At 45.7% G+C, this 23,515-nt stretch carries 16 protein-coding genes; 10 read left to right on the plus strand and 6 right to left on the minus strand.

Annotation, left to right across the window (positions count from 1 at the left end):
* Positions 1-396: 396 nt before the first annotated feature.
* From RIB93_RS33635 to RIB93_RS33645, 3 genes are all read right to left on the minus strand, one after another.
* Positions 397-915: a proprotein convertase P-domain-containing protein gene (locus tag RIB93_RS33635; RefSeq protein ID WP_446379848.1), complete on the minus strand. Its 519-nt coding sequence runs from the start codon at positions 913-915 to the stop codon at positions 397-399.
* A 1,083-nt stretch (positions 916-1,998) separates the two neighbouring features.
* Positions 1,999-2,715, minus strand: coding sequence for a biliverdin-producing heme oxygenase (locus RIB93_RS33640; RefSeq protein ID WP_446379850.1), 717 nt, complete (start codon positions 2,713-2,715; stop codon positions 1,999-2,001).
* 245 nt (positions 2,716-2,960) lie between these two features.
* Positions 2,961-4,202, minus strand: coding sequence for a vWA domain-containing protein (locus RIB93_RS33645; protein ID WP_446379852.1), 1,242 nt, complete (start codon positions 4,200-4,202; stop codon positions 2,961-2,963).
* 308 nt (positions 4,203-4,510) lie between these two features.
* On the opposite strand from RIB93_RS33645, the gene RIB93_RS33650 reads away from it, so the two are divergent.
* From RIB93_RS33650 to RIB93_RS33685, 8 genes are all read left to right on the plus strand, one after another.
* The gene (locus tag RIB93_RS33650) at positions 4,511-5,167 is read left to right on the plus strand and encodes an ATP-dependent Clp protease proteolytic subunit (RefSeq protein ID WP_044204190.1); all 657 of its coding nucleotides are present in this window, start codon (positions 4,511-4,513) and stop codon (positions 5,165-5,167) included.
* Between the two features lie 225 nt (positions 5,168-5,392).
* Positions 5,393-5,989, plus strand: a complete 597-nt coding sequence (locus RIB93_RS33655) for an ATP-dependent Clp protease proteolytic subunit (RefSeq protein WP_446379854.1) — start codon at positions 5,393-5,395, stop codon at positions 5,987-5,989.
* A gap of 65 nt (positions 5,990-6,054) precedes the next feature.
* Positions 6,055-6,633, plus strand: a complete 579-nt coding sequence (locus RIB93_RS33660; RefSeq protein WP_446379877.1) for a J domain-containing protein — start codon at positions 6,055-6,057, stop codon at positions 6,631-6,633.
* A 438-nt stretch (positions 6,634-7,071) separates the two neighbouring features.
* On the plus strand, positions 7,072-7,551 hold the full coding sequence (locus RIB93_RS33665; RefSeq protein ID WP_446379856.1) for a hypothetical protein: 480 nt from the start codon (positions 7,072-7,074) through the stop codon (positions 7,549-7,551).
* Between the two features lie 52 nt (positions 7,552-7,603).
* Complete coding sequence (locus RIB93_RS33670) at positions 7,604-8,149, plus strand: hypothetical protein (RefSeq protein ID WP_446379858.1); 546 nt, start codon at positions 7,604-7,606, stop codon at positions 8,147-8,149.
* Between the two features lie 397 nt (positions 8,150-8,546).
* On the plus strand, positions 8,547-9,356 hold the full coding sequence (locus RIB93_RS33675) for a P pilus assembly protein, chaperone PapD (RefSeq protein WP_446379860.1): 810 nt from the start codon (positions 8,547-8,549) through the stop codon (positions 9,354-9,356).
* A 292-nt stretch (positions 9,357-9,648) separates the two neighbouring features.
* The gene (locus RIB93_RS33680; protein WP_446379862.1) at positions 9,649-12,309 is read left to right on the plus strand and encodes a carboxypeptidase-like regulatory domain-containing protein; all 2,661 of its coding nucleotides are present in this window, start codon (positions 9,649-9,651) and stop codon (positions 12,307-12,309) included.
* A 408-nt stretch (positions 12,310-12,717) separates the two neighbouring features.
* Positions 12,718-17,112 (plus strand): CHAT domain-containing protein, encoded by a 4,395-nt coding sequence (locus RIB93_RS33685; protein ID WP_446379864.1) that lies wholly within the window; start codon positions 12,718-12,720, stop codon positions 17,110-17,112.
* Positions 17,113-17,177: 65 nt separating this feature from the next.
* Here the strand turns inward: RIB93_RS33685 and RIB93_RS33690 are convergent, their stop codons facing one another.
* Positions 17,178-18,461 carry a tetratricopeptide repeat protein gene (locus tag RIB93_RS33690; RefSeq protein ID WP_446379866.1) on the minus strand — a complete coding sequence of 428 codons (1,284 nt, stop codon included), beginning with the start codon at positions 18,459-18,461 and terminating at the stop codon, positions 17,178-17,180.
* Positions 18,462-18,761: 300 nt separating this feature from the next.
* Here RIB93_RS33690 and RIB93_RS33695 point away from each other — a divergent pair, with 300 nt between their 5' ends.
* Positions 18,762-20,216, plus strand: coding sequence for a YcjF family protein (locus RIB93_RS33695; RefSeq protein WP_446379868.1), 1,455 nt, complete (start codon positions 18,762-18,764; stop codon positions 20,214-20,216).
* Positions 20,217-20,301: 85 nt separating this feature from the next.
* Here RIB93_RS33695 and RIB93_RS33700 read toward each other — a convergent pair whose 3' ends face one another.
* Positions 20,302-20,520, minus strand: coding sequence for a hypothetical protein (locus RIB93_RS33700; protein ID WP_446379870.1), 219 nt, complete (start codon positions 20,518-20,520; stop codon positions 20,302-20,304).
* A 615-nt stretch (positions 20,521-21,135) separates the two neighbouring features.
* Positions 21,136-21,759, minus strand: a complete 624-nt coding sequence (locus tag RIB93_RS33705) for an alpha-ketoglutarate-dependent dioxygenase AlkB (protein ID WP_446379872.1) — start codon at positions 21,757-21,759, stop codon at positions 21,136-21,138.
* A gap of 816 nt (positions 21,760-22,575) precedes the next feature.
* Between RIB93_RS33705 and surE the strand changes: the two genes are divergently transcribed.
* Entirely contained in the window at positions 22,576-23,253 is a 678-nt protein-coding gene (gene surE, locus RIB93_RS33710) for a 5'/3'-nucleotidase SurE (RefSeq protein WP_446379874.1), read from the plus strand.
* Positions 23,254-23,515 lie beyond the last annotated feature (262 nt).

Consider the following 23,515-nt stretch of genomic DNA (forward strand, 5'->3'; position numbering starts at 1 on the left):
GCGCTCTGTGTCCGCCTATCTCGGAGTGAATCCGAGAAAGCACGTATGGAGCGCTCTATATCAATTTAATAATTTTATTGGTCGATGCCCTGTAGTCAATCGTAGACACGATTACGGAGCGTGTCTCTAACTGGGAACCGAAGGTTTTGGCTGATATCGAGCAACAATGCCGGGTATCAGCCAAGCGCAAGCGTTAACGGTTATCGACCAAAAGTTACACCGTGGACTTATACCAAGGCAGAATTACTGATGGGTAGGTTTGTCTAGGTTTTTAGAAGCGGTCTCCAAGACCATTTGATGAGATATATTCAAGCGAAGCGCTGCACAGAGGGTCTGGGGGACCAGTCCCCCAGAAAAACCCGCTATCTTTGACCCTATCTGTGACAAGAGTTGTATTTATTCTAAATTTAGAGTCCAAGACTCTAGAGAACCTGAGTCACCCGCAGAGCAATCATTAATAATCAATTGCCAAGTACCAGCAGATGAGCGTCCTTCAAACACGGACAAAGCCTGAGTTGCACAATAGTTACCACTGGGAATCACCCCATGAGACGCCGCTACTGAGTCAAAGCTATGGGAAAAGCTATCGTTAAAGCTGTAATCCCCATTCAAGTCGTTGCTATAGCCACTAGACGAAAATTGTGGTTGTCCGGGACGCCGGAACAAGTCAACCACAATCCCGGTTTCGACATGACGCAACTGGGCAATCAAGTCGCCTACCCAAGTATGTTCTAAATTCTTCAGCGTGACGGTGACGTTGCTAATTGCGATATTTTCAGTCACCACAATCTCATCTTGAAAACTAGCCACTCCATCGGGAATGTTGCCACCACCACCGCACCAACTGGAGTTCGCAGATGTGGCAATTTTAGCGTCTACAGTGGCAGTTGAGGTACGGTTCATTAGTTTAGACATAGGTTATAACTCCAAAACATGATTAAGTTGACAAAAGGTAAAACTCCGCTAGCGATCGCGAAATCATAATGTTAATAAACTTTGCGCTTTGTTACGCACTGTTAATGCACCCTTAATTTTTTCTAATTTCGCGACCATTCAATACTCTCCTCTTAATTAATAATGGCATTAGTTTTGCGTTTCTATCTAGTCCTTCTGGGGATCTTTACCAAAAAAAAACAATTTAATGGATACTAAATTGACATATTTATTTCCTGTATCCCTTTTCTGATAAGCTTTTCAGTCTCAATCGTTAAACCTTGTTGCTTATAGATTTATGTGAATTTAATATAAAATCATATTCTCTATAACTTTAATTAATCTTTGGCGAGAGATTAAAAATCTTTCTCGAAAAAATTCGTAATTCATTCGCGAAGCTCTGGAAAAACTTATAATACACGCTTCCCGAAGGTCTGATTATAAATTTTGAATTCACCATACTTAAGAGGGTTAAGCTTAAAACTTTATTTTGTAAATTTAGTTGTTTTTTAGTAAACATTTGTTGCATTATCCGCTCAAAAATTTTTTGACAATTAATTAAGTATATTTTCTCTTGACATTAGAAAATCCCCTATCCCAGCCACAGCAAACTCTAGTCATTTTCAACCGAGTACCGACAAGCCAGGTTTCTATAACCCGCTTCTCCTGGATAGTAGAAGCCAGTCAGGGACTTTGTTCTACTCGATAATACTTGTGCAACTAAGGTGGCTTTTGGCAGGATATCGGTGTAAGGGACTTGCTCGTGATCACAAAATAGAACTGAAGTCACAGACTGCCAAGGTCCGGCCACCTTGTCTCAGGCTCTGAAATCCAGTTTCTGTCATACTGGCGTATGACGTTGTTACACTATGTTGAATAATATTGCAATCAGCTAACGTTGGCAACCACTTTGCTGGATTAATTTTGGCTTATTTTGTAAAGATTTATTAAGAAGCACGAACCTAAATAGGATTGTTATAATACCAAATTCGGTATATAAAATCCTTTTTTTCCAGATTGTAGAGACGTTGCATGCAACGTCTCTACAAGGTTTTTAACCAGGGTTTATTCCGCTGTAGCCAGTTCTGTGCTACCACCACTCCGACGACGGGTTAGTGTGTTGAAGAGCATCTGACCAATCGCTTTAATCAGATTTCCCTCTAATTCATTGAACAGATTCATATTCATGCCAAATGCCGCATTTGCCTCATCAACAATCCGTTCGGCGGTTGCGTCATCAATGGGGAGTTCATCCAAGGCTTGGCGATACTCAGCTTTGAATGCCTTTTCGTCAGGAATGTCGTTAAACTCGTAAAACGCTGTACCTTCACCCTCGGATAAATTCATCGCCCGTTGAGCAATCTTTTTCAGGATTTGTCCCCCGGATAAATCGCCTAGATAGCGTGTGTAGCAATGGGCGACTAATAGTTCGGGTTCAGAGGCGGACAGGTCGCGAATTCGCTGCACGTAGTCTTTCCCAGCAGCTGAAGGTGCTACTTGTTCGCGCCAGTTGGCACCGTAGTAATAGTACAAGTCTTGCTCTAGACTTTTCTGGCGATTGAGTTGGGGAAAGTAGAGTTTTGAGAGAATCGGATGTTGGCGATGGCGCTCCATTTCTTCTTCCATCGCACTATAGACGAAGTAGAGATTGGTAACGAGTTTCCGGTAGGAGGTTTTTTCGACGACGCCTTTCAAAAAACATTTGACAAATCCCACGTTTTCTGCCATTGTGTGGGCTTTTTTGGTTCCCTCACGTAACTGGGTGGCTAGATTGGTACTCATGTTAAATTTTCTATCCCTAAGGTTTACGACTTGTGTATTTTTACGTCCAAAACGTATCAAAACTGTCCCAAAGGCTTAGGTTAAACTGATATGATGAAAATTTATATTAAAAATTGTGAAGTTTTGGTCATTCGTCAAGTCGGGGCGGGTTTATTTACATCTGGGTGTAACCGACAAGATAGTAGTGAAACCCGCCCCTACACAATTTGCCCCATCTCCCCCATCTCCCCTCTCCTGCTACAGGCTCACTCCTGCAAGATTGTCTTGGACACAATCCGAGTTTTCTTGCGATCGGCGTCTGAGAGTTCTTCCCCAGATTGTAAACGAGTCGCGTTAGTTTGCAGGACAGTGGCGGCACTTTGGTCTCCCATTTGGATCGCCGTATTAGCCGCCGTTTGTAACATTGTGGCAGCGCCAGAGCGATCGCCTGTTTGCAGTTTGGCTTCGGCTATTTGGGTTTGCCTGTATTTGGCTAATGCCAGAATCGATTGTTGGACTTTGGTATTGGGAGACGGTTGATAGGTACTCTGAACGTTAATCTCGACGGGAACTTGTTCCGACTTTAACCCCTCTTCCCCCGTAGCCGGGTCATCATAAACTACTTGCAGCTTCGCGATCGCCTGATACCCTGGAGACAGTTGTCCCATGTACAGATTTGCCAGAATCACCCGTTCGGCATCCGTCATCAAATCACCCAAACGGACAACAAATTGATCGCCTTGGGGTTGCAGGGGGAGTTCAATCGCATCCGGGGCGACTTGGGCAATGGGTTTGAATTCGGCAAACCGCACACCATCCATTAATTCACATAATAAGTAAGCATTGGTCAAGCCAACGGCTTGGATACGGTTAAACAAGCGTCCAAACTCCTGCACCGCTTGCTCTGGCTGTTCAATATAAGAAAGCGTACCACTCCCCGAATCGGCAATTTTTTCCAGAACATCTTGGTTCCAACTTGCCCCAAATCCCAGGGTATTGATCGTCAGCTTATGCTCAACCGCGAATTGGGCTAATGTTAAGCAGCGCTCATTGTCTCCATGTTCATTTTCGCCATCTGTCAGCAGAAACACCTGAGACACGGCGTCAGCTTTTCCCTTAGCTACTTCTGCAATCCCCAGTTTCAACCCCTCATCAATCGCCGTTCCCCCATCGGCAGACAGTTGGCGGATTTGGGATTTAATCGTGTTCAGATTATCGATCGCTTGATTGGGAACCAACACTTTGGCACGATGATCAAAGGCAATCACACAGATGCGATCGCCCTCCTTGAGTCGTTCAATCAGTTGCATCGCCGCTTTTTTCACCGTTTCCAGTGGACGCCCATGCATTGACCCACTGTGATCGAGAATTAAGCATAAATTCAACGGTAGCGACTGATCCTCCGATTGGGTAATTGCCCGAATCGCGATCGATAACTGACGCTGGGAACTGGGTTGATTGGCATCAAGATTGGTATCGCTGAGGGCAGGGTGTAAACCAACTTTCATGTCTAATAACTCCTAAGCCAGTAAGAAAATGTAACTATAGTAACCTTGGTGCAATACTTATGTACTAATGAAGGACTGAGGTTGTTTAGGATACACCCCAAATCGCCATCAATCGAAAGAACCCCCCCCAGCCAACTTCACAAGCACGCTACTATGTTTTAAAGATAGCGCCATTATTGCATTCCCCAGTCAGGAACCCCACGGCTTAAGCCGGGGGTACCGAAATTGTCCATACCTGACCAGCCTAAGACCTACGCGGTCTACGTTATGCCTAACTCTACAAATATGCAGTCGTGTACACGGAAAACATGAAACAACCGATTCAGGCAGTTCAATCAACTTACTATGGTCGGCAAAACTACCGCACCCCGCCACCCGATTTACCTTCACTGCTCCTCAATGAGCGGATTGTCTATCTAGGTTTACCCTTGGTGCCACAGGTCACTGAATTGATTGTGGCAGAACTTTTGTATTTGCAGTACGACAATCCCGACAAGCCAATTAAAATCTACATTAATTCCACAGGAACCTCCCGTTACGATGGTGAACCGATTGGCTTTGAAACCGAAGCCTTTGCCATCTGTGACACGATGAATTACATTCAACCCCCCATCCATACCATTTGTATTGGTTCGGCAATGGGGATGGCGGCGATGCTGCTGTCAGCGGGTACAAAAGGCTGTCGGGCAAGCTTACCCAATGCCTCAATTGTGCTGCACCAACCCAAGAGTTATGCAAGGGGTCAAGCCACGGATATTCAAATTCGGGCGAAGGAAGTGCTAGCTAATAAGATCACCATGATGGGGATTTTGGCAAAAAATACGGGTCAATCTGCCGAAAAGATTACCAAGGATATGGAGCGGATGTTGTACATGACGCCTTATGAGGCAAAAGAGTATGGCTTGATTGATCGGGTGTTAGAGAGCGATGAGGTTCCGGCTGCTATCGCCGCCAGTGCGTCTTAGTGCTTACATTTGATACTCAAAGGTCAGTTGTTGGGGTTCAGCTTCGGTAAACTATCTAGTCTCATGTCTAAACCCTTGCCAACTACAAATAAAGACGCGCTATGGCACGTCTCTACAATTTGATCAGGGCGGGTTTAGTCCAATCTAGGTGAACAGAAGAAACGATAGTTGTGAAACCCGCCCCTACAGACCATTCAAAGCGTTTTCTAGAATTCGGAGTAAATTATGCCTATTGGCGTTCCCAAGGTTCCTTATCAACTTCCTGGTTCTCCTTACAGCGATTGGATTGACATCTACAATCGTCTCTACCGAGAACGGATTATTTTTCTGGGTAAAGAAGTCGATGATGAGATTACTAACCAGATCATCGCGGTGATGCTTTACCTGGATTCTGAAGACAACAACAAAGATATTTATCTGTACATCAATTCTCCTGGTGGTTCAGTTACCGCAGGTATGGCGATTTATGACACCATGCAGCATATTAAGTCGGATGTGGTGACTATCTGTGTCGGTTTAGCGGCGTCGATGGGATCTTTCCTGCTGACAGCCGGTAAGCAGGGGAAACGGTTGGCGTTACCCCACTCGCGGATTATGATTCACCAACCCTCTGGGGGTGTGCGGGGACAAGCGACGGATATTGAGATTGAAGCCAGGGAGATTTTGCGAATCCGGCGTCAACTCAACCAAATCTACGCAGACAAGACGGGTCAAACGGTTGAGAAGATTGAAAAAGATATCGATCGCGACTTTTTCATGTCCGCGCAAGAGGCGAAGGAGTACGGACTGATTGACCGGGTGATTGAAGACAGAGCAGGCTAAGATAGACGAATCGGTGAGGCAGTTCTACAATACTGCCTCTACCTCTATCAGTGCTTGTCCTAGAAATGAATCTGGCGGATTGTTATCGATTGTTAGGTTTAAGCGATGGCGCCTCTCGATCGCAGATTAAGGCATCGTATCGGCGTTTAGCACGCCAGTGTCATCCGGATGTCAATGTCGGTGACGGGCTGGCTCAAACTAAGTTTATTGAGTTGACACAGGCGTATAAGCTGCTGCTGAATGCGATTAAACCGTCTGGGACAACTCACTCGGCGGAGGATTCCCAGACGGTTACGGTGACCAAGCAGCCGCCAGCCCAACCTCCCTCCATTCCTCCTCTATCAGAGATTGAATATCAGCTCAAATGGACATTCTATGAGCGTTTACAGCAATTACTCAAAGAACAACGATTTGCCCGGGCGATCGCGCTGGTGGAGGGGTTAGCGCAACGGATTCCCCAAGATCCAGAGGTGCGACAGTGGCAAGCAATTACCTATCAATGTTGGGGACGGTATTTGGTGAAGGCTGGGCAGTTGGATAAAGCCCGAATTTATTTGAAGAAAGCGCTGAAGACTGACCCCCATAATCGTTCGTTGTGGGCAGAAGTCGAACTAGATTTTCGCCGCATGGAACAGATGGTTTAGCGATACTTAAAAACAGTCACAGATTTTTTTGGTATGGAGTGCGATCGCTCCTTTTTCTGGTACACTTTTATCATGGGAAAATGTGCCGACCCTAGAAACAGGGCGGGTTTAGTCACATCGAGGTGCAACTGAAAAGATAGTAGTAAAACCCGCCCCTACAGATGATCGGGTCGCCCTTTCCTCAATCTCCGGATTGGGGAAGATTACGAAATTTAAAATAAATTGACGAATTATTGGTGAAAGGATAAATTATGTCTTTCTCCTAACAAAACTTAGGATAGACTTGAAACAGCTAAGCTGTCATGCATTTAAATTGGGTATTAGTAGCGAGCAAGATGCAAAGCCTGCGGCATGGCTTCGCTAAACGCACTACAAGGCTTTCGCCGTTATTGATATTAAGGTTTAAATGCCGAACAGCTTACCCTAGAGGAGCGTTAAATGTTTCGTTTTTATGCCGTTGCATCAACGTTAACCCTAGCCAGTGCTATGGGGTTGAGTTCTGAAGCGCTGGCTCAATCCGTTGATATTCCATTTACGGCTAGTGTTCCCATTGAGGTAACCTTTGACCAGGTTGTCCTAGGTACGGTGGAAACAACGGCTAGCGGTGGTTCAATTCAACTGCCTAATGTTATAGAATCCGTCAACCCAGCCACCGTAACGTTACAGTCTAACACCCCTGCTACGCTAACTGTTTCACCGCCTCGCCTCATCTCTGGGTCAACACCTGATCCAGATGGGACAACTTATATCACCTTTGTTACGGTTGGTACACAACAGGTTACGGCGGATACGGCAGAGGTTACAATGAATCTTCCGGTGGGAATGAGTGATTTAGAAGTCGATATGCGTGTGGAAAGACCTGTACCCTTTCCGGCTGGAACGTACAACTATGCCGTGACGCTGACGGTTATCCCTTAATTCGCTTATCGATAATTGGTTTTTATGTGCATATACCTTTAGGAGGTTTCTCATGATTGGTCGTTTAGTTTTAGCTTCTGGACTGGCTTTGGCGGGTGCGATGGCGTTTAGTCCGAACGTTTTGGCGCAATCTGTCGATGTTCCATTTGAAGGAAATATTGGGGAGAGTTGTAGTTTTGCGACTCCGGTTCCAGGTGTATTAGTGTACTCTGGCGGTGGTCCTGGAAACCCTCCACCTGATGTGATTACTTCTATGGCGCCGGGAGGAGTATCAGGTACGGTTGATGTTTCCTGTAATACACAAGCAGATCTTCAAATTACTGATGCTCGTTTTGTTTCTTTTACTCCCACCGATCCAAATGTTCCTCCTACCTTTCCGCCTCCAGGTTCACAGGCTGGTTTAGAAGCGTGGGCAACAGTTCCAGGAGCAAACACCCAATATTCTGGCACTGGTAATCCTAGTCCTCCAATGCCGATTTTCCCTACTTCCAATGCACCACTTAGACAAACAGTGGAAGTGGATCTGGAGGTTTATGGACCGGGACCTTTAAAAGCAGGAATTTATCAATATGCGGTCACCTTAACAATTGTGCAGTAGGTTCGTAGTAAGGGAGCTGCGTAAAAATAAAGTACCAGTGAGGAAAGCTGTATTCATCAACTCAGCCAAGCTTGATTGGTATATTATTAAGCCGCAAGTCCCTAAGGGAACCTTAGCCCTGATCAAATTACGCCAGAAGACCCCAACTATGATTAAATCAAGGTTAGTTGGGCAGAATCTCAAACAGGGCAAGTCAAGTTAATTAGTTGTCCCGTTTACGTTAGCAGGGCGAGTCGTTCATTAATCGGTTTTCCCCTTTACGTTAGTCGGGCGAGTCGAGTTCATTAATCGGTTTTCCCCTTTACGTTAGTCGGGCGACTCGCCCCTACCTCCTACCTCCGAGATCTACCTTTTTGATTTGGGTGGGAAATTACCTCATTTGATACATCATACAGCTATGACTTTAGCTTTTAATTCCGTCTTGCCAACCGTTACTCGCATCAGTCGCTGGGCATTATCTACCGCTTTACTCTGTGCAGGTGCAGCGCAAGCCCAGATGAGTGTTTCACCCTTAGTGATTGAAGCCCAAGCCAATCGCGGTCAAACTCAAGCGATTATTAATGTTACCAATACCAGTAATCAACCCTTTCGGGGACGAGTTTATGCTGAACCCTTTACTTATGGCGATAATGGGTTTCAAAGCTTGGAGTCTAGCCCTAACGATTTAACGCCTTACCTGCAATTTTCACCCAGGGAATTAACTGTACCACCGGGAGTGCAGCGACGCATCCGTTTAATTACTCGCTTTCCACCTAGTTTGCCAGACGGGGAATATCGAGCGGTTGTGTTTACGGAAACGCTTCAGGAAACGACGGATAGTGGTGGCAATTCTGTCGCGTTAACCGCCCGAATTGGTACAACAGTTTATGTGCGTCAGGGAGAGTTATCGCCAAATTTGACAGTAGAGAATGCGAGTTGGAATTCAGAACTAGGACAGATTCAAGTCTTGGTTGAAAATACCGGAATGGCATCGGCTAGAGCAGCGGTGAGTTGGACGTTAAAGCAGGGAGATACGGTTATAGATACAGGGAGTTTGAAACCGACGGGAATTGTGGCTGAGAGTGAGCGTCAGTTTCTCTTAAATTATCCTAATGAAGGACAATTAGCGGCGGGTCAATATCAGCTTATGGGTGAGTTGATTTGGGCGGAAGACGATGAACGGCGTACACAGCCGTTTAGTGTTGATTTGGTGATTCCTGTGCCGTAAATAAGGGGCGATTAGCTGGTTGATTCTGTCGGTTGGATTGGTGGTGTCGAGGGGTTCGTTTTTAACGCAGAGGGTCGCAGAGGGAAAGCGCAGAGGTACGCAGAGGTTCGGTTAAGTTCTGTAAATTAACAGAAATCTGATTGAAGTTGGGTGGGGATAAAAGTTTTAGTTATCGTCAGCCGTCATTGATAACCTACAGGAAGAAAGTCGGTAAATTTTGACTGGCGTGAGATAGCTAAAATAGCGGATTAGATATTGTAGGTTTTCTGGGTGCACGTCGGTGCGCCCCTACGTGGTGGATTCTGTTTGGTGGCAAATCGCGATAATTGTTGGTTGGGTTGTGGGAATGGCGGCTAATGCTGGTTCTCAAAGCTATTCTAATCTTCATGAGCATTTAGTTAGTCAAGCGGAGTCTTCAGTTAGCGAAAATTCTGATAACTTTACGGTGTTTCCGGTGGGGGTGAATGTTGGGGGACGTCCGGTGATTTTTAGTGTCTTGGTGCGGGGACAGGAAGATGGTAGCCAAGCGGTTGGGTTTGAGAATTGGCTGATTCCTTATGATGCGGTGGTTCAGGCGTTGAACCTGGAGGTGACACCTCTAGCAGATGGACAGTTGGAAGTGCGATCGCCTGGATTGATTACTCGCCTCAATCCCCAGGAGTTACAGAATGACCCGGAGTTGGGGTTGGTGTTGTCGATTGAAGAGGTGGAAAGGTTACTTGGTGTTCCCGCAGAATTCGATATTAATGAGTATGCGATTCTGCTGAATCCGCCTTGGTTGGGACAGAAAACTGGGGGGATTACGGCGACAGAACCCCCTGTTCAACTGGACGGTTTACCTCGAATTACGCCAAACGATTTGACGCTAACGGCGATTGAGGAACGGATTACGGCGACTGGATCAGAGTCAGCGTCGGGTTTGGGTGAGGCTTCGTCTCTGAGTTATCGGGGGGAATTGGCGGCGGTGGGGACGTTGTTATCGGGGAGTTGGTATGTTCGGGTGAATCAACCGGATTTGTTAGACTCGCCGAGTTGGAGTCTCACAGAAGCCCAATATTTGCGACAAACCGATGGGGCGGATTATGTGGTGGGTTCTCAACCGACGTTTTGGCGGAGTCAGGGGAGTGGGAATTATTGGGGAGTCACGACGATTCAGCGACAAGGGTTTACACCTCCCGTGACATTTGGTGGGGGTGGATTTAGTCCAGGACAACGGTTACAGGCGTCGCAGGTGGGACAGACGATTGTGGGTGAAGCGGAACCGGGGACGTTGGTAAGGCTGACGCAAGGATTTAGCGATCGCGTTTTGGCTGAGGTGTTGGTGGATTCGTCGGGGGTTTATCGGTTTGAGGATGTACCGATTGGGGGTCAAAGGTTGGGGAATTATCGCATTTTATTATATCCCCAAGGACGCCTTTCAGCTCAACCGGAGGTGCGAGAGGCGACGTTTTCGACGGTTCCTGGACAAATTCCCGATGGGGCTGCGGCGACAATTGTTTCAGCAGGTTTGTCTCATCAACCCTCTGGAGTTCAAAATCAGAATTTTATTGGAGAATGGCAGAATTTTCAGGGGGGAATTGCCCAACGGTGGGGGATATCGGAAGCGTTGACAGTGGGTGTGGGTGGGATTTATGACCAAGCAGCAAGGGGATTGGCGGATGTATTTTTTCGCCCTAATGGGATACCCTTGGAAGTGGCGGCGTCGGTGTTAAGCCCCGATCAAGAAGGGGATTGGGATATTAATGCGAATTTGCGTTATGAACCAACCTCTACGATTAGTTTACAGTTTAATCGCGATCGCTTGTCCCAACGGCTGAACCTGAATTGGCGTGTCTTTCCGCGTTTGACGGTTTTGGGAACCTATAATAGTCGCGAGGGTACGGCGGTAGGGATGCAAACCGGGTTTAGTCGTCGTGGTTTTTTTACCTTTGCCCGGGTGACAATTGATGACCAAAATCGCTGGCGCTGGAATGCGACACAACGGTTAGGCTTTTTACAACTGAATCACCAAGGGAATGAGTTGGGGTTTCGGTCTGAGTTGAATTATAATCTGTCGCGGCGTTTTCTGGGTGATGGCTATTCTGTACTGCTGAGTTATGAAACCCGCAACCTCCAGCAGCGGGATAATTTCGCCACAATTGGCTGGCGCTATCGATCCAAAGCGCGATCGCCTGATGGGAGTTATTTGTGGGATACTCAGTTGGGTTATGGGATTGGTTCTCAGGGTTCAGGCTGGATTGCCCAGGTACAAACGACGATTATACCGGGTTTGCTGGTGCGGGGGCGTTATGATGGCGCATCGCTAACTTCAAATGAGGCGAATTACAGTCTAGAATTGGTGGCAAGTTTAAATGTACAGGAGGGGGTAACTCCAGGCGATCGTCAATCGGATCGGTTTCGCGATCGCGGCGGGATATTAATTCAGCCGTTTTTTGATCGTAACAATAATGGTAAGTTAGATAGCACTGAAGACATCTACACCGAAAACCCAGAGTTATTATTAATTCTGAATAACCAACCGATTCAATCCTTTCGTCCCCAAGTCCAAGCCAATGGAATTCGGCTACGCTTACCACCGGAAACCTATCGCCTCGACTTTGATCCGTCTGGATTTCCCCTGGATTGGCAAACCCTGAATGATGCTTATGCGGTGGAGGTGGTGGCGGGAAGTTATACACCTGTACAGGTTTCCTTGGTGTTGTCCTATACTCTCTCTGGAGTGGTGACTGATGCAGAAGGAAATCCCGTTGCTGGGGCGAGGGTAGAAGCGATTAGCGCCGATGGCGAACAACGACGATTTTCGGTTACGAATGGGGCGGGTGTGTATTATCTGGAACAGTTACCCCAGGGGACATTCACGCTGCAAATCAATCAGCAACCCGCCCAACCGGGGACAATCACCTTGGATGAAGATGCAGAACCCTTTCAGGCGTTGAATCTGCGATCGCGCTAGCGTGTCCGATAGGACGTATCGCCCTAACTCAATCCGGGACGAGAAAAGAGGGAGCCCAAGATTTCACAAATCCTTGAGACATACTCTATAATATAAAACCTCATAAAAAGTTCAGTTATCAAGCTGTACCCTATTTTGGTAAGTTAAACTCATTTTAGCTAGATTTTTTTCTAGCTCACTGACACTTGACATTTATTTCTTTATACTAGAGAAAAATGCGACAAAATCAGGCATAAATGTAGTAACCCTGCAACCTCACTAAAGCGAAACCAAGGAGAGTTTTGGTTGATATGTTATCAATAACAACCTCTTCTAAGTCGATTAACTACCCCCGACAGGGGGATTCTTGACCGATATAACCCATTAAACCAGTTCAGTGCATTTCTACCTCAAGTTCAGGGAAAAGTCATGTCTACACCGATTCAGTTCAGCCGTTGGTTAGGGATTGTTTTGTTCATACCATTAGTATTTCTGAAGCATGAACCGCTACAAGCCGAGTCGATAACGGCGGCTGATGATGGAACGACTACCATAATTAATGCAGACGGGAACCAGTTTAATATTACAGGCGGAACGCTTTCCGGAGATGGCGCGAATTTGTTCCATAGTTTCCAACAGTTTGGACTCGATGCGAATCAAGTTGCTAACTTTTTATCGAATCCTCAAATTATCAATATTCTGGGTAGAGTATCTGGGAACGAAGCGTCGATTATTAATGGGTTAATTCAGGTCGGTGGGGGAAACTCTAATCTATTTCTGATGAACCCATCGGGGTTTATTTTTGGGTCTGATGCCAGTCTGAATGTGCCAGGAAGTTTTACAGCAACGACGGCAAATGGAATTGGCTTTGCTCAGGGTTGGTTTAATACCAGTGGTGAGACAGACTATCAATCCTTAGTCGGTTCTCCGAATCGTTTTGCGTTTACAATGGATCAGCCAGGAAGCATTATTAATGCGGGTGAATTGGCAGTAAGTGAGGGAGAACATTTAACCTTGCTGGCGGGTCAAGTTATTAATACAGGAACCCTTTCCGCCCCTGGGGGAACTATTACAATGACGGCGGTTCCTGGAGAAAATGTAGTCCGAATTTCTCAAGCCGGGATGTTACTGTCTTTAGAAATTGAAGCAGCCACGGCGGAAGATTCCCTAGCCACAGCAGAGGGAATTTCACCATTACAATTAGCTGAGTTACTCACCGGACAAGACGAAGAGAGTACAGGCGTTATTGTTGACTCAGAAAATACGGTGCGACTCATCGGTTCAGATGTGGTAATTCCCACTATATCAGGAACAACAATTTTATCTGGTGTGGTTGATACGTCGAGTGAGCAATTTGGGGGTAATGTCTATCTAGTCGGCGAACAAGTAGGAGTCATAAATGCCACAATTAATGCCTCTGGTAGTGATGGGGGTGGCACGGTTTTGATTGGTGGCGGGTTTCAAGGACAAGGTTCAATACCGAATGCTTTACAGGCATTTGTAAGTTCAGATTCCATTATTTATGCCGATGCACTTGAACATGGAAATGCTGGGCTAGTTGTGGCTTGGGCAGATGAAATCAACCGTTTTTCTGGCAGTGTGAGTGCCACGGGGGGCGAAACTTTCGGTGATGGCGGTTTGGTGGAGATATCGGCTAGAGATAGTTTGATTTTCCGAGGGTTGATTGATGTTGGGGCAACATCGGGAAATCTAGGAACTATCTTATTTGATCCGAAGACTATCACGATTAGTGATGGAGGAACAGATGATTTAAATCTCAATAATGCCTTTGGCGAGAATTCAGGCAACTCAGTTACCTTTGATGCGGATCAAATTAATGCCCTAATGGGGAATGTGGTTCTACAAGCGAATAATGATATTACGATTAATCAGAGTATCAATGCGAGTAACATTAGCACGTTAACGCTGCAAGCGGGCAAAAGTATCACCATTAATAATGTGATGATTAATTTAGCTGGGGGCAACTTTAGTGCCACAATTAATGATCAAAATGCTTTAGCCAACCAGCGAGATGGAGGTGTTGCCCAATTTGAGATGAATTCAGGGTCGCAAATTTCCACCAATGGCGGTAATATCTCGATTAAACCGGGAAGCTTTGGCAATGAAGTTATCGGAACCGTTCTGCTTCAGGGAGGAACTCTTAATTCTGGAGACGGTACGATTGAGATTACCGGGAGAGGAAGTAGTGACGGTGCAGCGAAAACAGGAATTTTTCTGAGTAATGGTGCGGTTGTCGAATCAACAGGAACAGGTACTATTACTTTAGAGGGAACTGGTGGTTCTGGGACAAGTGCGACTCGCGGTATCGAGATTCAAAATCCTGAAACAAGGGTAAGTTCCGAAAATGGCGATATTTTAATTAACGGTATTGGTGGAGACTCAACTGGAAACGATAACTTTGGTCTTTTTATGCTGGGTGGGGTGGTTGAATCCACAGGAACAGGCAATATTATTCTAGAGGGTACAGCGGGAACGGGAACAGATGGGAATCGAGGTATTCAGATTCAAAATTCAGGAACCGTGAGTTCAAACGATGGTGATATTCTCTTAAGTGGTGCCGCCGAAAATGCCACGGGAAACAACAACTTTGGTATTTTTATGCTGAGTGGCGGTGTGGTTGAATCCACAGGTTCAGGGAATATTACCCTAGAGGGTACAGGGGGAACAGAGGCTTCCAGTCGCGGGATTCAGATTCAGGATTCGGGGACAAAAGTAAGTTCTAATACAGGAGATATTCTGCTTAGCAGTATAGGTCAAGATGCAACCGCCTCAGATAATATCGGTATTTCTCTGCTGGGAAGTGGTACGGTTGAAACGCAAGGGATAGGAAATATTACGCTTACTAGCGACGGTAGTATTGATGCGAGTAGTGGCATCCTGGATAGTAGTTCACCGACGAATGGTGGAACGATTGCGCTAACTAGCCAAAATGGGGCGATTATCACAGGTGATATTAATACCTCTGGCGATACGAATGGTGGGGATGTTGTCATCGAAGCCAACCGGGAAATTACCACTGGGAAAATTAACACCACTGGTGGTTCTGGGGGAGGGGGTACTGTTAACCTTAATGCCCCGAATGATATTCAAGTTAGCTGGATTAATACAGAAGGAGGCACAACAGGCGGCGCTGTTGATGTTAACACTGACAGCTTTTTCCGTGCCACCGATATCTTTACCGCTGCTAATGGAATACCTGCGAGTATCTCCACAATTGGGGGGAGTGAAGGGGGCAATATTACAATTAGCCATGGCGGAGAAAATGAAACACCGTTTGAAATCGGTGATGCAACGACGAATGGGATAGCCGCCGCCCTTACCAGTGGTAGTGCTACTATTTCTCCAGTGGAATCCTTTGCTAGTGGTCAAACCACAGGAAATATTCAAATTATTGGTGCAGGTTCTCCACAGACACCTGTTCCGCCAGACTTAACTCTTTCCCCGGATGTCATTTACAATCTTTATGAGGGGATTGATTCAGACAATATTATCGAGTCTCTGCCCTTTATAGACACCACCGATAATGTTACTCAAGCGCTGCCGATTATAAACGCCTCAACTGCACTTTTGACCCTACAAGATGCGGCAGGGGCAACAAATCGCTATATTGAATCCCTAGAACAAGCCCGACTGAAAGAATTTGCCGATTACTTTGGGCGAGATTTCTCTCAGTATTCAATTTCCTTAGCCAGTATTGAACAGACGTTGGCAGAAATTGAACGTCAAACCGGGAATCGTTCCGCCGTAATTTATGCGGTGACAGAACCGGATGGCGTGAAATTAGTCCTCTTTACCGCCGCCGCTGAACCTGTCACTAAAGTTATCCCGGTTAATCGCGACCAACTTCTAGGAGTTACAAATGAACTGCGAGTTCAACTTACAGATGCATTTCGCCGTCGGGGGAATGGTTATTTGAAACCCGCGCAACAACTTTATCAGTGGTTAATTGCACCGATTGCATCGGAACTGGAAGCGGCTGAAATTGATACGTTACTCTTTTCCATGGATGCGGGATTGCGGACGATACCTATGCCAGTCTTGCATGATGGTGAACAGTTTTTGATTGAAAACTACAGCCTCAGCATGATTCCCACATTCAGCCTGATGAATAGTAATTATCAGCCGCTGACAAATCCGCAAATCTTAGCGATGGGGGCATCAGAATTTACGGAACTTAATCCGTTACCAGCGGTTCCGGTAGAGTTATCAACGATTGCCCAAGAAGTGGGTGGTCAGGTTTTTCTCAATCAGGAGTTTACATTAGAAAATTTAATTCAAGAACGCCAGCGTTATGCTTATGAAATTATTCACCTAGGAACTCATGCCGATTTTAAATCTGGGGGACCGAGTAATTCCTATGTGCAGTTATGGAATGACAAGTTAACTTTAGCGCAAATGCAACAGATGAATTGGGATGATCCGCCTGTAGAATTATTAGTATTATCAGCTTGTCGCACGGCGGTGGGAGACAATCAGGCGGAGTTAGGCTTTGCTGGATTAGCGGTGGCGTCGGGTGTGAAGAGTGCTTTAGGTAGTGTCTGGCAGGTGAGTGACCAAGGGACATTGGCTTTAATGACTGAGTTGTATAATCAACTAGGTCAAACTCAAATTAAGGCAGAGGCGCTAAGAGAAGCCCAGTTATCGATGTTGCGGGGAAATGTCGTGATTGAAGCGGGACAATTGCGCGGGAGTGGAACAGGAGGAGGGGTATCATTACCGCCACAATTGGCTGAGTTGGGACAAGTTGATTTATCCCATCCTTATTATTGGTCGGGATTTATGATGATTGGTAGTCCGTGGTAATTTGTCTTATGTCTTATGTCTTATGTCTTATGTCTTATGTTATATTAGGTCAGCTTAAACAGGCATTATTCCCTTGCACTTTGCTCAAACAAGGCTTTAATTTTCTGCCACAATTTCACTAGCTTTTGATGCCATTTTTGCCAACGCCAGCGATTAGTCGCCAGGTTTTTTAGCATCCACAGTTCATCATCATTGGGGTTCAATTTTAACGCCTGATTGTAAGCGGTAATAGCTTCCTGATAGCGTTGTAATTCTTGCAGGGCATTTCCACGTTCTGTCCAGTAGTGATAATCTTGTTTACGTTCTAAAGCTTGATCATAACTGTCAATCGCGTCTTCATAGCGCCCTAACCTAAATAAGGTTTTGCCGCGCAAATACCACGTATAATAATTTTTGGGGTGAATCTGTAATGAGTAATCATAACACTCAATCATCGATTCGTAGCGTTTTAAATTTAAAAGTACAACAGCTTTAGTGTTCCAGGCTAATTCATAATCAGGATTAATCTCCAAAGCGCGATCGCAACTCTCAACCGCCTCTTCGTAATGTTCGAGGTGATTTAAAACCATCGCCCGATTATGCCAAGCTTTATCAGAGTTGGGATTCACCTTGATCGCTTGATCAAAGGATGCCAGCGCCTCTTGATAACGATGTAACTGATACAACAGGAAACCGCAATTACAGCAGGTTCTATCATCATCCGGTTGAATTGCCAAGGTGTGATTGTATGATGCGATCGCCTCCTGCAGGCGATTTAATTTCCGTAGTGTGTTCCCCCGATCAATCCAGGCTTTCGCATAGTTAGGATTAAGCGCTAAGGCGTGATTGAATGAGTCAATCGCTTCCTCGTACTGCTTTAACTTCCGCAGCGCTACGCCCCGGTTGTACCATACTTTAACATCATCTGAATTTAACTTTAACGCTTTATCGTAGGAGGCGATCGCTTGATCATAACGGTTTAAATTCTTGAGCGTAATTCCCCGGTAGTTCCAGATTTTGGGATTATCTGAGTTGAAGTTTAACGCTTTATCAAAACTGGCTAATGCTTCTTCATCACGGTCTAAATGCTGCAACGCCACCCCCTGATGATACCAAGCAGAGGTGCAATCGGTTTTAATGGTTATCGCTTCATCATAATAATTTATCGCACTTTCATAGTCTCCTTCTTCGGCTAGACTATCTGCTTTTTCAACTTTTGAATCAGCTTTGTCTTTAAGAGTTTTATGATTGGAGGGTAACGGACTTTGAATCGTTAAAGTGGGGCTGGAATATTCTTGAGAGTGAGGGAGGGAATCCCACTCGTAATTTCGTTCATTGATCAACATGGGCAGACGGATAAAGCACGACAACAATTCTACTTTTTATTTTAGCTATGAAGCACTTAGACTGTACTCTTCCTAAATAGATAAATTCGGGGCGGGATAGTTTGGATTTAGAGTCCGCCGTTGATGGAGAGGAATGGGGATTCTTGGAGTTAATATTTTTCCTTGTTCAGAGAAATTAAAACTCAGGAACTATAGAGGCTTTGCCTGCAATGTCTCTCCGACACCAATGCATCCTACCCAATCTCAACTCTAAAATACGCCTGTAGGGATTCTGTAAAACCCCCGAAAACGTTATCGTAGTGGAAGTAAGGTTAGAAAAAAGATATGGCGGTTCAGTTACGGCGACCTATTTTAGTGGGCGGTATTGCTTTATCCTTTGGATTATGGCTGCTAGAGACGGTGCATCAGTCAGTGGCGGAGTGGGGAGAGGTTGGACTCCTCGGCGCGATCGCACTCGGTAGTGGGGTATGGTTGTTTCAGAAGCGAGGGTCAAGTTCGGCAGAGTTATCTCCAATATCCTCGCCTCTAGATCGGGCTACGGTAGAGGGGGCGATCGCTCAAGCGGAACTCGCTATCTCCCACCTAGAAACAGAGGTTGACAATCCTGACAGTAGCACATCATTACGACAGCAGGTTGACCAATTAACCACCCAATTGGATCGACAAGAATTGCAACTGCTTGTCACTGGCGGTAAAGGCGTCGGAAAATCCTGTTTAGTACAAGTCTTAAACTCGAACGGGTTATCCGAACAATTCCCTACGGTTAGCGTCAAAGAAACTACCGCCTTATTCCCAGGCGATCGCACTCAGGACACAGTCCCCAACTCGGATTTAATCCTGTTTGTGATTACCAGTGATTTAACCGATTCTGAGTTTCAACTGTTGCAGCATCTGAAAATGCAAAATCAGCGACTTCTGCTCATCTTTAACAAACAAGACCACTATTTACCCCCAGAACGACTGCTAGTGTTGCAACAACTGCGACACCGACTCGCCCAACTCTTACCCGCAGAAGATATCATTGCGATCGCGGCTTCCCCCACTCCGGTAAAAGTACGCCAGCATCAATCCGATGGGTCAATCCAAGAATGGTTAGAGGCGCAAACTCCGGACATAACCCCACTGACGCAACGATTAACCCCCATCTTAACTGAAGACGCTCAACAGCTCATCTGGGGAACCACCCTCAGATCCGCAATCAGCCTCAAAGCTGAAGCCAAAACCGCCTTAAATCAAGCCCGACGCGATCGCGCTTTACCCCTGATTGAACAGTATCAGTGGATTACCGCCGCCACTGCCTTTGCTAACCCGGTTCCCGCTTTAGATTTACTCGCCACGGCTGCAATTAGTAGCCAATTAGTGATTGAATTAGCCGGAATTTATCAACAAAAATTTTCCCTATCCCAAGCCCAATCTGCTGCCAAAACCTTGGGTAGCTTAATGGTTAAACTGGGTCTAGTTGAACTCTCCACCCAAACTATCGGTGGTATTCTTAAAAGCAATACGTTTACCTATATCGCTGGCGGTGCGGTACAAGGTGTTAGCGCAGCTTATCTGACCCGATTAGCGGGGTTGAGTTTAATCGAATATTTCCAAGACCAGGAGATTACTGAACCGACAGCAACCGATCACCCCTTAAATCTTGACCGCCTGAAAGAGAAATTGCAAACTGTTTTCCAACAAAATCAACGGACAGCATTTTTACAGGGATTTGTTCAGCAAGCGGTAAAACGTTTGCGCTTAAATTCCGCTCAACCTGAACCTAGCCGCTTGTTGTAAAAAGGCAGAGGACACAAAGGGGTGTAGGGGCAGGTTTAATCGATAACGTTAACGTAGAGACGTTGCATGCAACGTCTCTACACGATTAATTTTCTGCTTCAGTTGTAGAAACGGAAGGAATAGACTCCTCCGCGTGACCCACATCAAACACAATCACGAATTGTAAGTCAGGCATCATCCGCTTCAAAATACGCAAATGACCTTCAGCATCGCCACGACGACGGAAGCGACCCACAATGACATGTTGCAAATTTGACTGCAAGCGGACAATTTTCCACGGACTTAATTTGTCTTGATAATTCATAACACTCTCTTCTGTAAAACCCTTTGTGTCAATAACCCGTGACTAATGACGAAAGGCGATAGTCAGGGCTGAGATTATAGATAGAGAACCCGGTTCGATTATGTTTTAGTCTTATATAGTGATACAGCTTTCATCAGCGCTATCGGGATAGAGTACCTGGTACCGCTACCTTAGGGGCTGCTGAACAAGTCTTGTGGTAAGGGGGAGCTGGGGAAGCTGGGGAAGCTGGGGGAGCTGGGGGAGCAAGGGTACATTTTTCCTGAGCAAGGTGATGCCATACTTATGAAGAATACTACCCGATTTCCTTGAATCAAACCCTCTATCAATAAAGCTCAAAGTATTGATGGGCTTTGCGGTTTTGGCTTTGTGCAGCAAGCCCTACCTTAGTGAACTACCGCAACTTACTTCGTTGAAGTTCCGGCTTCTGACTTCCCAGGGAATTGCTTAAAACTTAAAACTGAGGTACACAGACAGAAAGCAGTAAAAAAACTCAGCGATCGCGCTCAACTCAAGCTTGGTCAAACTAAATTAGATAATTTATCAGGGGTGCATTTCATTTTATAGTTTCGATTGATCAACAGATGACCTGCTAAGAATTTACTATCATTTTAACAGTTATCTATACGGAAATAAAACCTCTCGAAACGTGAGCGAAACTCGGCGACTTCTGACTAACTTTTTTCCCTGACACTGATCTGTTTTGCGAGCAGGAATGCCATGTTGCCACTGATAGCGAGCAACCCCTTGCAAAACAATTAAACTCCCCGGTAATAGCAGAACAGGAATCTGGGTTTGCGTGGGTGGGTGGCTCAAGTTCATCACACAACGACTCCCCAAACTTAGGGAGATAATGGTATTACCAAAACAGGGAACGCAGTCAACATGATTGGTAATTCCTTGACCGGGTAAGTATTCATTGACAATCAGTTGATCGGGGGGAGTTGGGGTGACGCGATCGCGAACCAGTCGTTGTCCCAGTTGATTTGCCCAATTTGGCAATTCTCCTAAGTAGCTGGCAGAGGTTAATGTCCGTTTTTTATACTCATAGCGATAACCATAATGTTGTACTCGGCGTTTTAATTGGGTTGACCATTCTTGTTGGTCGATAATCTCCAGTAATTGATTTTGCTCCTGGGTATTTATATAATCGGGGATGTAGTTTAGTCCAGGTATATCTGGCACAATAAAGTCTGATGTAGGGTTTACATCAAAATTTAGCGATTTTGATGATTGTATCATTTTGGTCAAAATTTAATCTATACTTTAATAAGTAACTCATGGAATTTTAATATATCAAAAATGTAAAATAAATCTTAATATATTTATTGGTGGGTTACGGCGGATACCGGATTAAAAGGTTATGGGCTTAAGGATTGGACTTTGAACAAAAAAATAAATTTGCGTAATTTATTAGCCAAGGCATTTGGGGCATAAAAATTAGATGTAGGGGCGGGTTTAGGGAATCAATTCAGATATCCACCAATAACGGAACAACAAAACCCGCCCATTCCCCCACCGAAAGGCAATCGATCAATCCAAAACTGGACAACCCAACCCACCTTATTCGCAACCGCGATCGCAGTGAAAGATTGGGGCAGGGCGGGTTTTGTAGAAAGGTGATTGGTGGCTCCATTAATTTTGTCCCTAAACCCGCCCCTACATTAGGTTTTATGTCCCGATATCATATTTTAATATTAACCTGAAACCCGAGCAAAAAACACCAAATTCCCAACCGCGATCGCACTTTGTTTGTCCAACGTCCAGTTAAGCAAATACCCGCCTAACCCACCCTACTGACGTGACCCATCTTAATTGATGGATCGGAATCGGTTCGTAGTGAGGGAACCTTAGCCCTCTCCAGCTAGGCATTATAGCACTAAACTGCTTACTACAAACACAGCCCTATTTTAGTTGTGCCAAGCCATTACAGGTTATTAATTTATTTTGTCTCAACGATAGAAATATACCAGCCACAGTTTTATCAGCCATCAACAATCAACAATCAACGATTTACCGATATGCTAGAACATTGGTGTTATCCGTTACGCCCCTAAGATGACTTTAATTCTCACCAATGATGATGGAATAGATGCTCCAGGGATTCAAGCACTCCAGCAAGCGGTTAAGGGTAAAGGTGTCATCGTCGCGCCTCAAACCCATTTATCCGGTTGTAGTCATCAAGTTACCACGCATCAACCCATCCATGTTCAACAGCGCTCAGAATTTGCCTACGCGGTAGCCGGTACGCCCGCCGATTGCACCCGTCTCGCCCTGACTCAACTGGTGCAAAACCCGCACTGGGTACTCTCTGGGATTAATGCAGGCGGTAATCTGGGGGTAGATATCCATATTTCCGGTACAGTCGCGGCGGTGCGGGAAGCGGCAATTCTGGGAATTCCGGGGATTGCGATTTCCCACTGGATTAAACGCCCTTTGGTGATTGATTGGCAAGTGGCTAGCCGTTGGACAACTAGGGTATTAGAGGAGTTATTTCAACGTCCCACCCCTCCCGGTACGTTTTGGAATGTGAATTTACCTCACCTAGAACCCGGTTCTCCAGAACCTGATATCGTATTCTGTAAACCGAGTATTCAGCCCTTACCCGTTAACTATGTTGTAGAGGGGGATCACTATTACTATAAAGGCGAATATGCCAAACGCGATCGCGCCCCCGGTACAGATGTTGATATTTGTTTTAGCGGTAGTATCGCCGTGACTCTTCTTTCTCTTTGAATTCCCAATAATTTTCACGGGAAATCTAGACACCTGCGTCGGGGCGGGTTTAGTTAGGGCTTGCTGCACAACCTAGAAACCCTGAGCCATCAATACTTTGAAGCTTATGGGCAGTGGATAAAGTGCAAGGAAATGGGGTAGCATCCTTCATAAGTATGGCATCACCTTACTCAGGGAAAATGTACCCTTGCTCCCCCAGCTCCCCCAGCTTCCCCAGCTTCCCCAGCTCCCCCTCACCACAACACTTATTCAGCAGCCCCTA

Origin of the sequence: Coleofasciculus sp. D1-CHI-01, assembly GCF_040218875.1 — a bacterium.
Lineage (GTDB): Bacteria > Cyanobacteriota > Cyanobacteriia > Cyanobacteriales > Coleofasciculaceae > Coleofasciculus.

Excerpts from the sequence above, each read along its gene's own strand:
- RIB93_RS33685 (WP_446379864.1), top strand. The coding sequence starts at position 12,718 with ATGTCTACACCGATTCAGTTCAGCCGTTGGTTAGGGATTGTTTTGTTC.
- RIB93_RS33675 (WP_446379860.1), top strand. The coding sequence starts at position 8,547 with ATGACTTTAGCTTTTAATTCCGTCTTGCCAACCGTTACTCGCATCAGT.
- RIB93_RS33645 (WP_446379852.1), bottom strand. The coding sequence starts at position 4,202 with ATGAAAGTTGGTTTACACCCTGCCCTCAGCGATACCAATCTTGATGCC.
- RIB93_RS33705 (WP_446379872.1), bottom strand. The coding sequence starts at position 21,759 with ATGATACAATCATCAAAATCGCTAAATTTTGATGTAAACCCTACATCA.
- RIB93_RS33700 (WP_446379870.1), bottom strand. The coding sequence starts at position 20,520 with ATGAATTATCAAGACAAATTAAGTCCGTGGAAAATTGTCCGCTTGCAG.
- RIB93_RS33635 (WP_446379848.1), bottom strand. The coding sequence starts at position 915 with ATGTCTAAACTAATGAACCGTACCTCAACTGCCACTGTAGACGCTAAA.
- RIB93_RS33660 (WP_446379877.1), top strand. The coding sequence starts at position 6,055 with ATGAATCTGGCGGATTGTTATCGATTGTTAGGTTTAAGCGATGGCGCC.
- RIB93_RS33655 (WP_446379854.1), top strand. The coding sequence starts at position 5,393 with ATGCCTATTGGCGTTCCCAAGGTTCCTTATCAACTTCCTGGTTCTCCT.
- RIB93_RS33650 (WP_044204190.1), top strand. The coding sequence starts at position 4,511 with ATGAAACAACCGATTCAGGCAGTTCAATCAACTTACTATGGTCGGCAA.
- RIB93_RS33640 (WP_446379850.1), bottom strand. The coding sequence starts at position 2,715 with ATGAGTACCAATCTAGCCACCCAGTTACGTGAGGGAACCAAAAAAGCC.
- RIB93_RS33665 (WP_446379856.1), top strand. The coding sequence starts at position 7,072 with ATGTTTCGTTTTTATGCCGTTGCATCAACGTTAACCCTAGCCAGTGCT.
- surE (WP_446379874.1), top strand. The coding sequence starts at position 22,576 with ATGACTTTAATTCTCACCAATGATGATGGAATAGATGCTCCAGGGATT.
- RIB93_RS33670 (WP_446379858.1), top strand. The coding sequence starts at position 7,604 with ATGATTGGTCGTTTAGTTTTAGCTTCTGGACTGGCTTTGGCGGGTGCG.
- RIB93_RS33695 (WP_446379868.1), top strand. The coding sequence starts at position 18,762 with ATGGCGGTTCAGTTACGGCGACCTATTTTAGTGGGCGGTATTGCTTTA.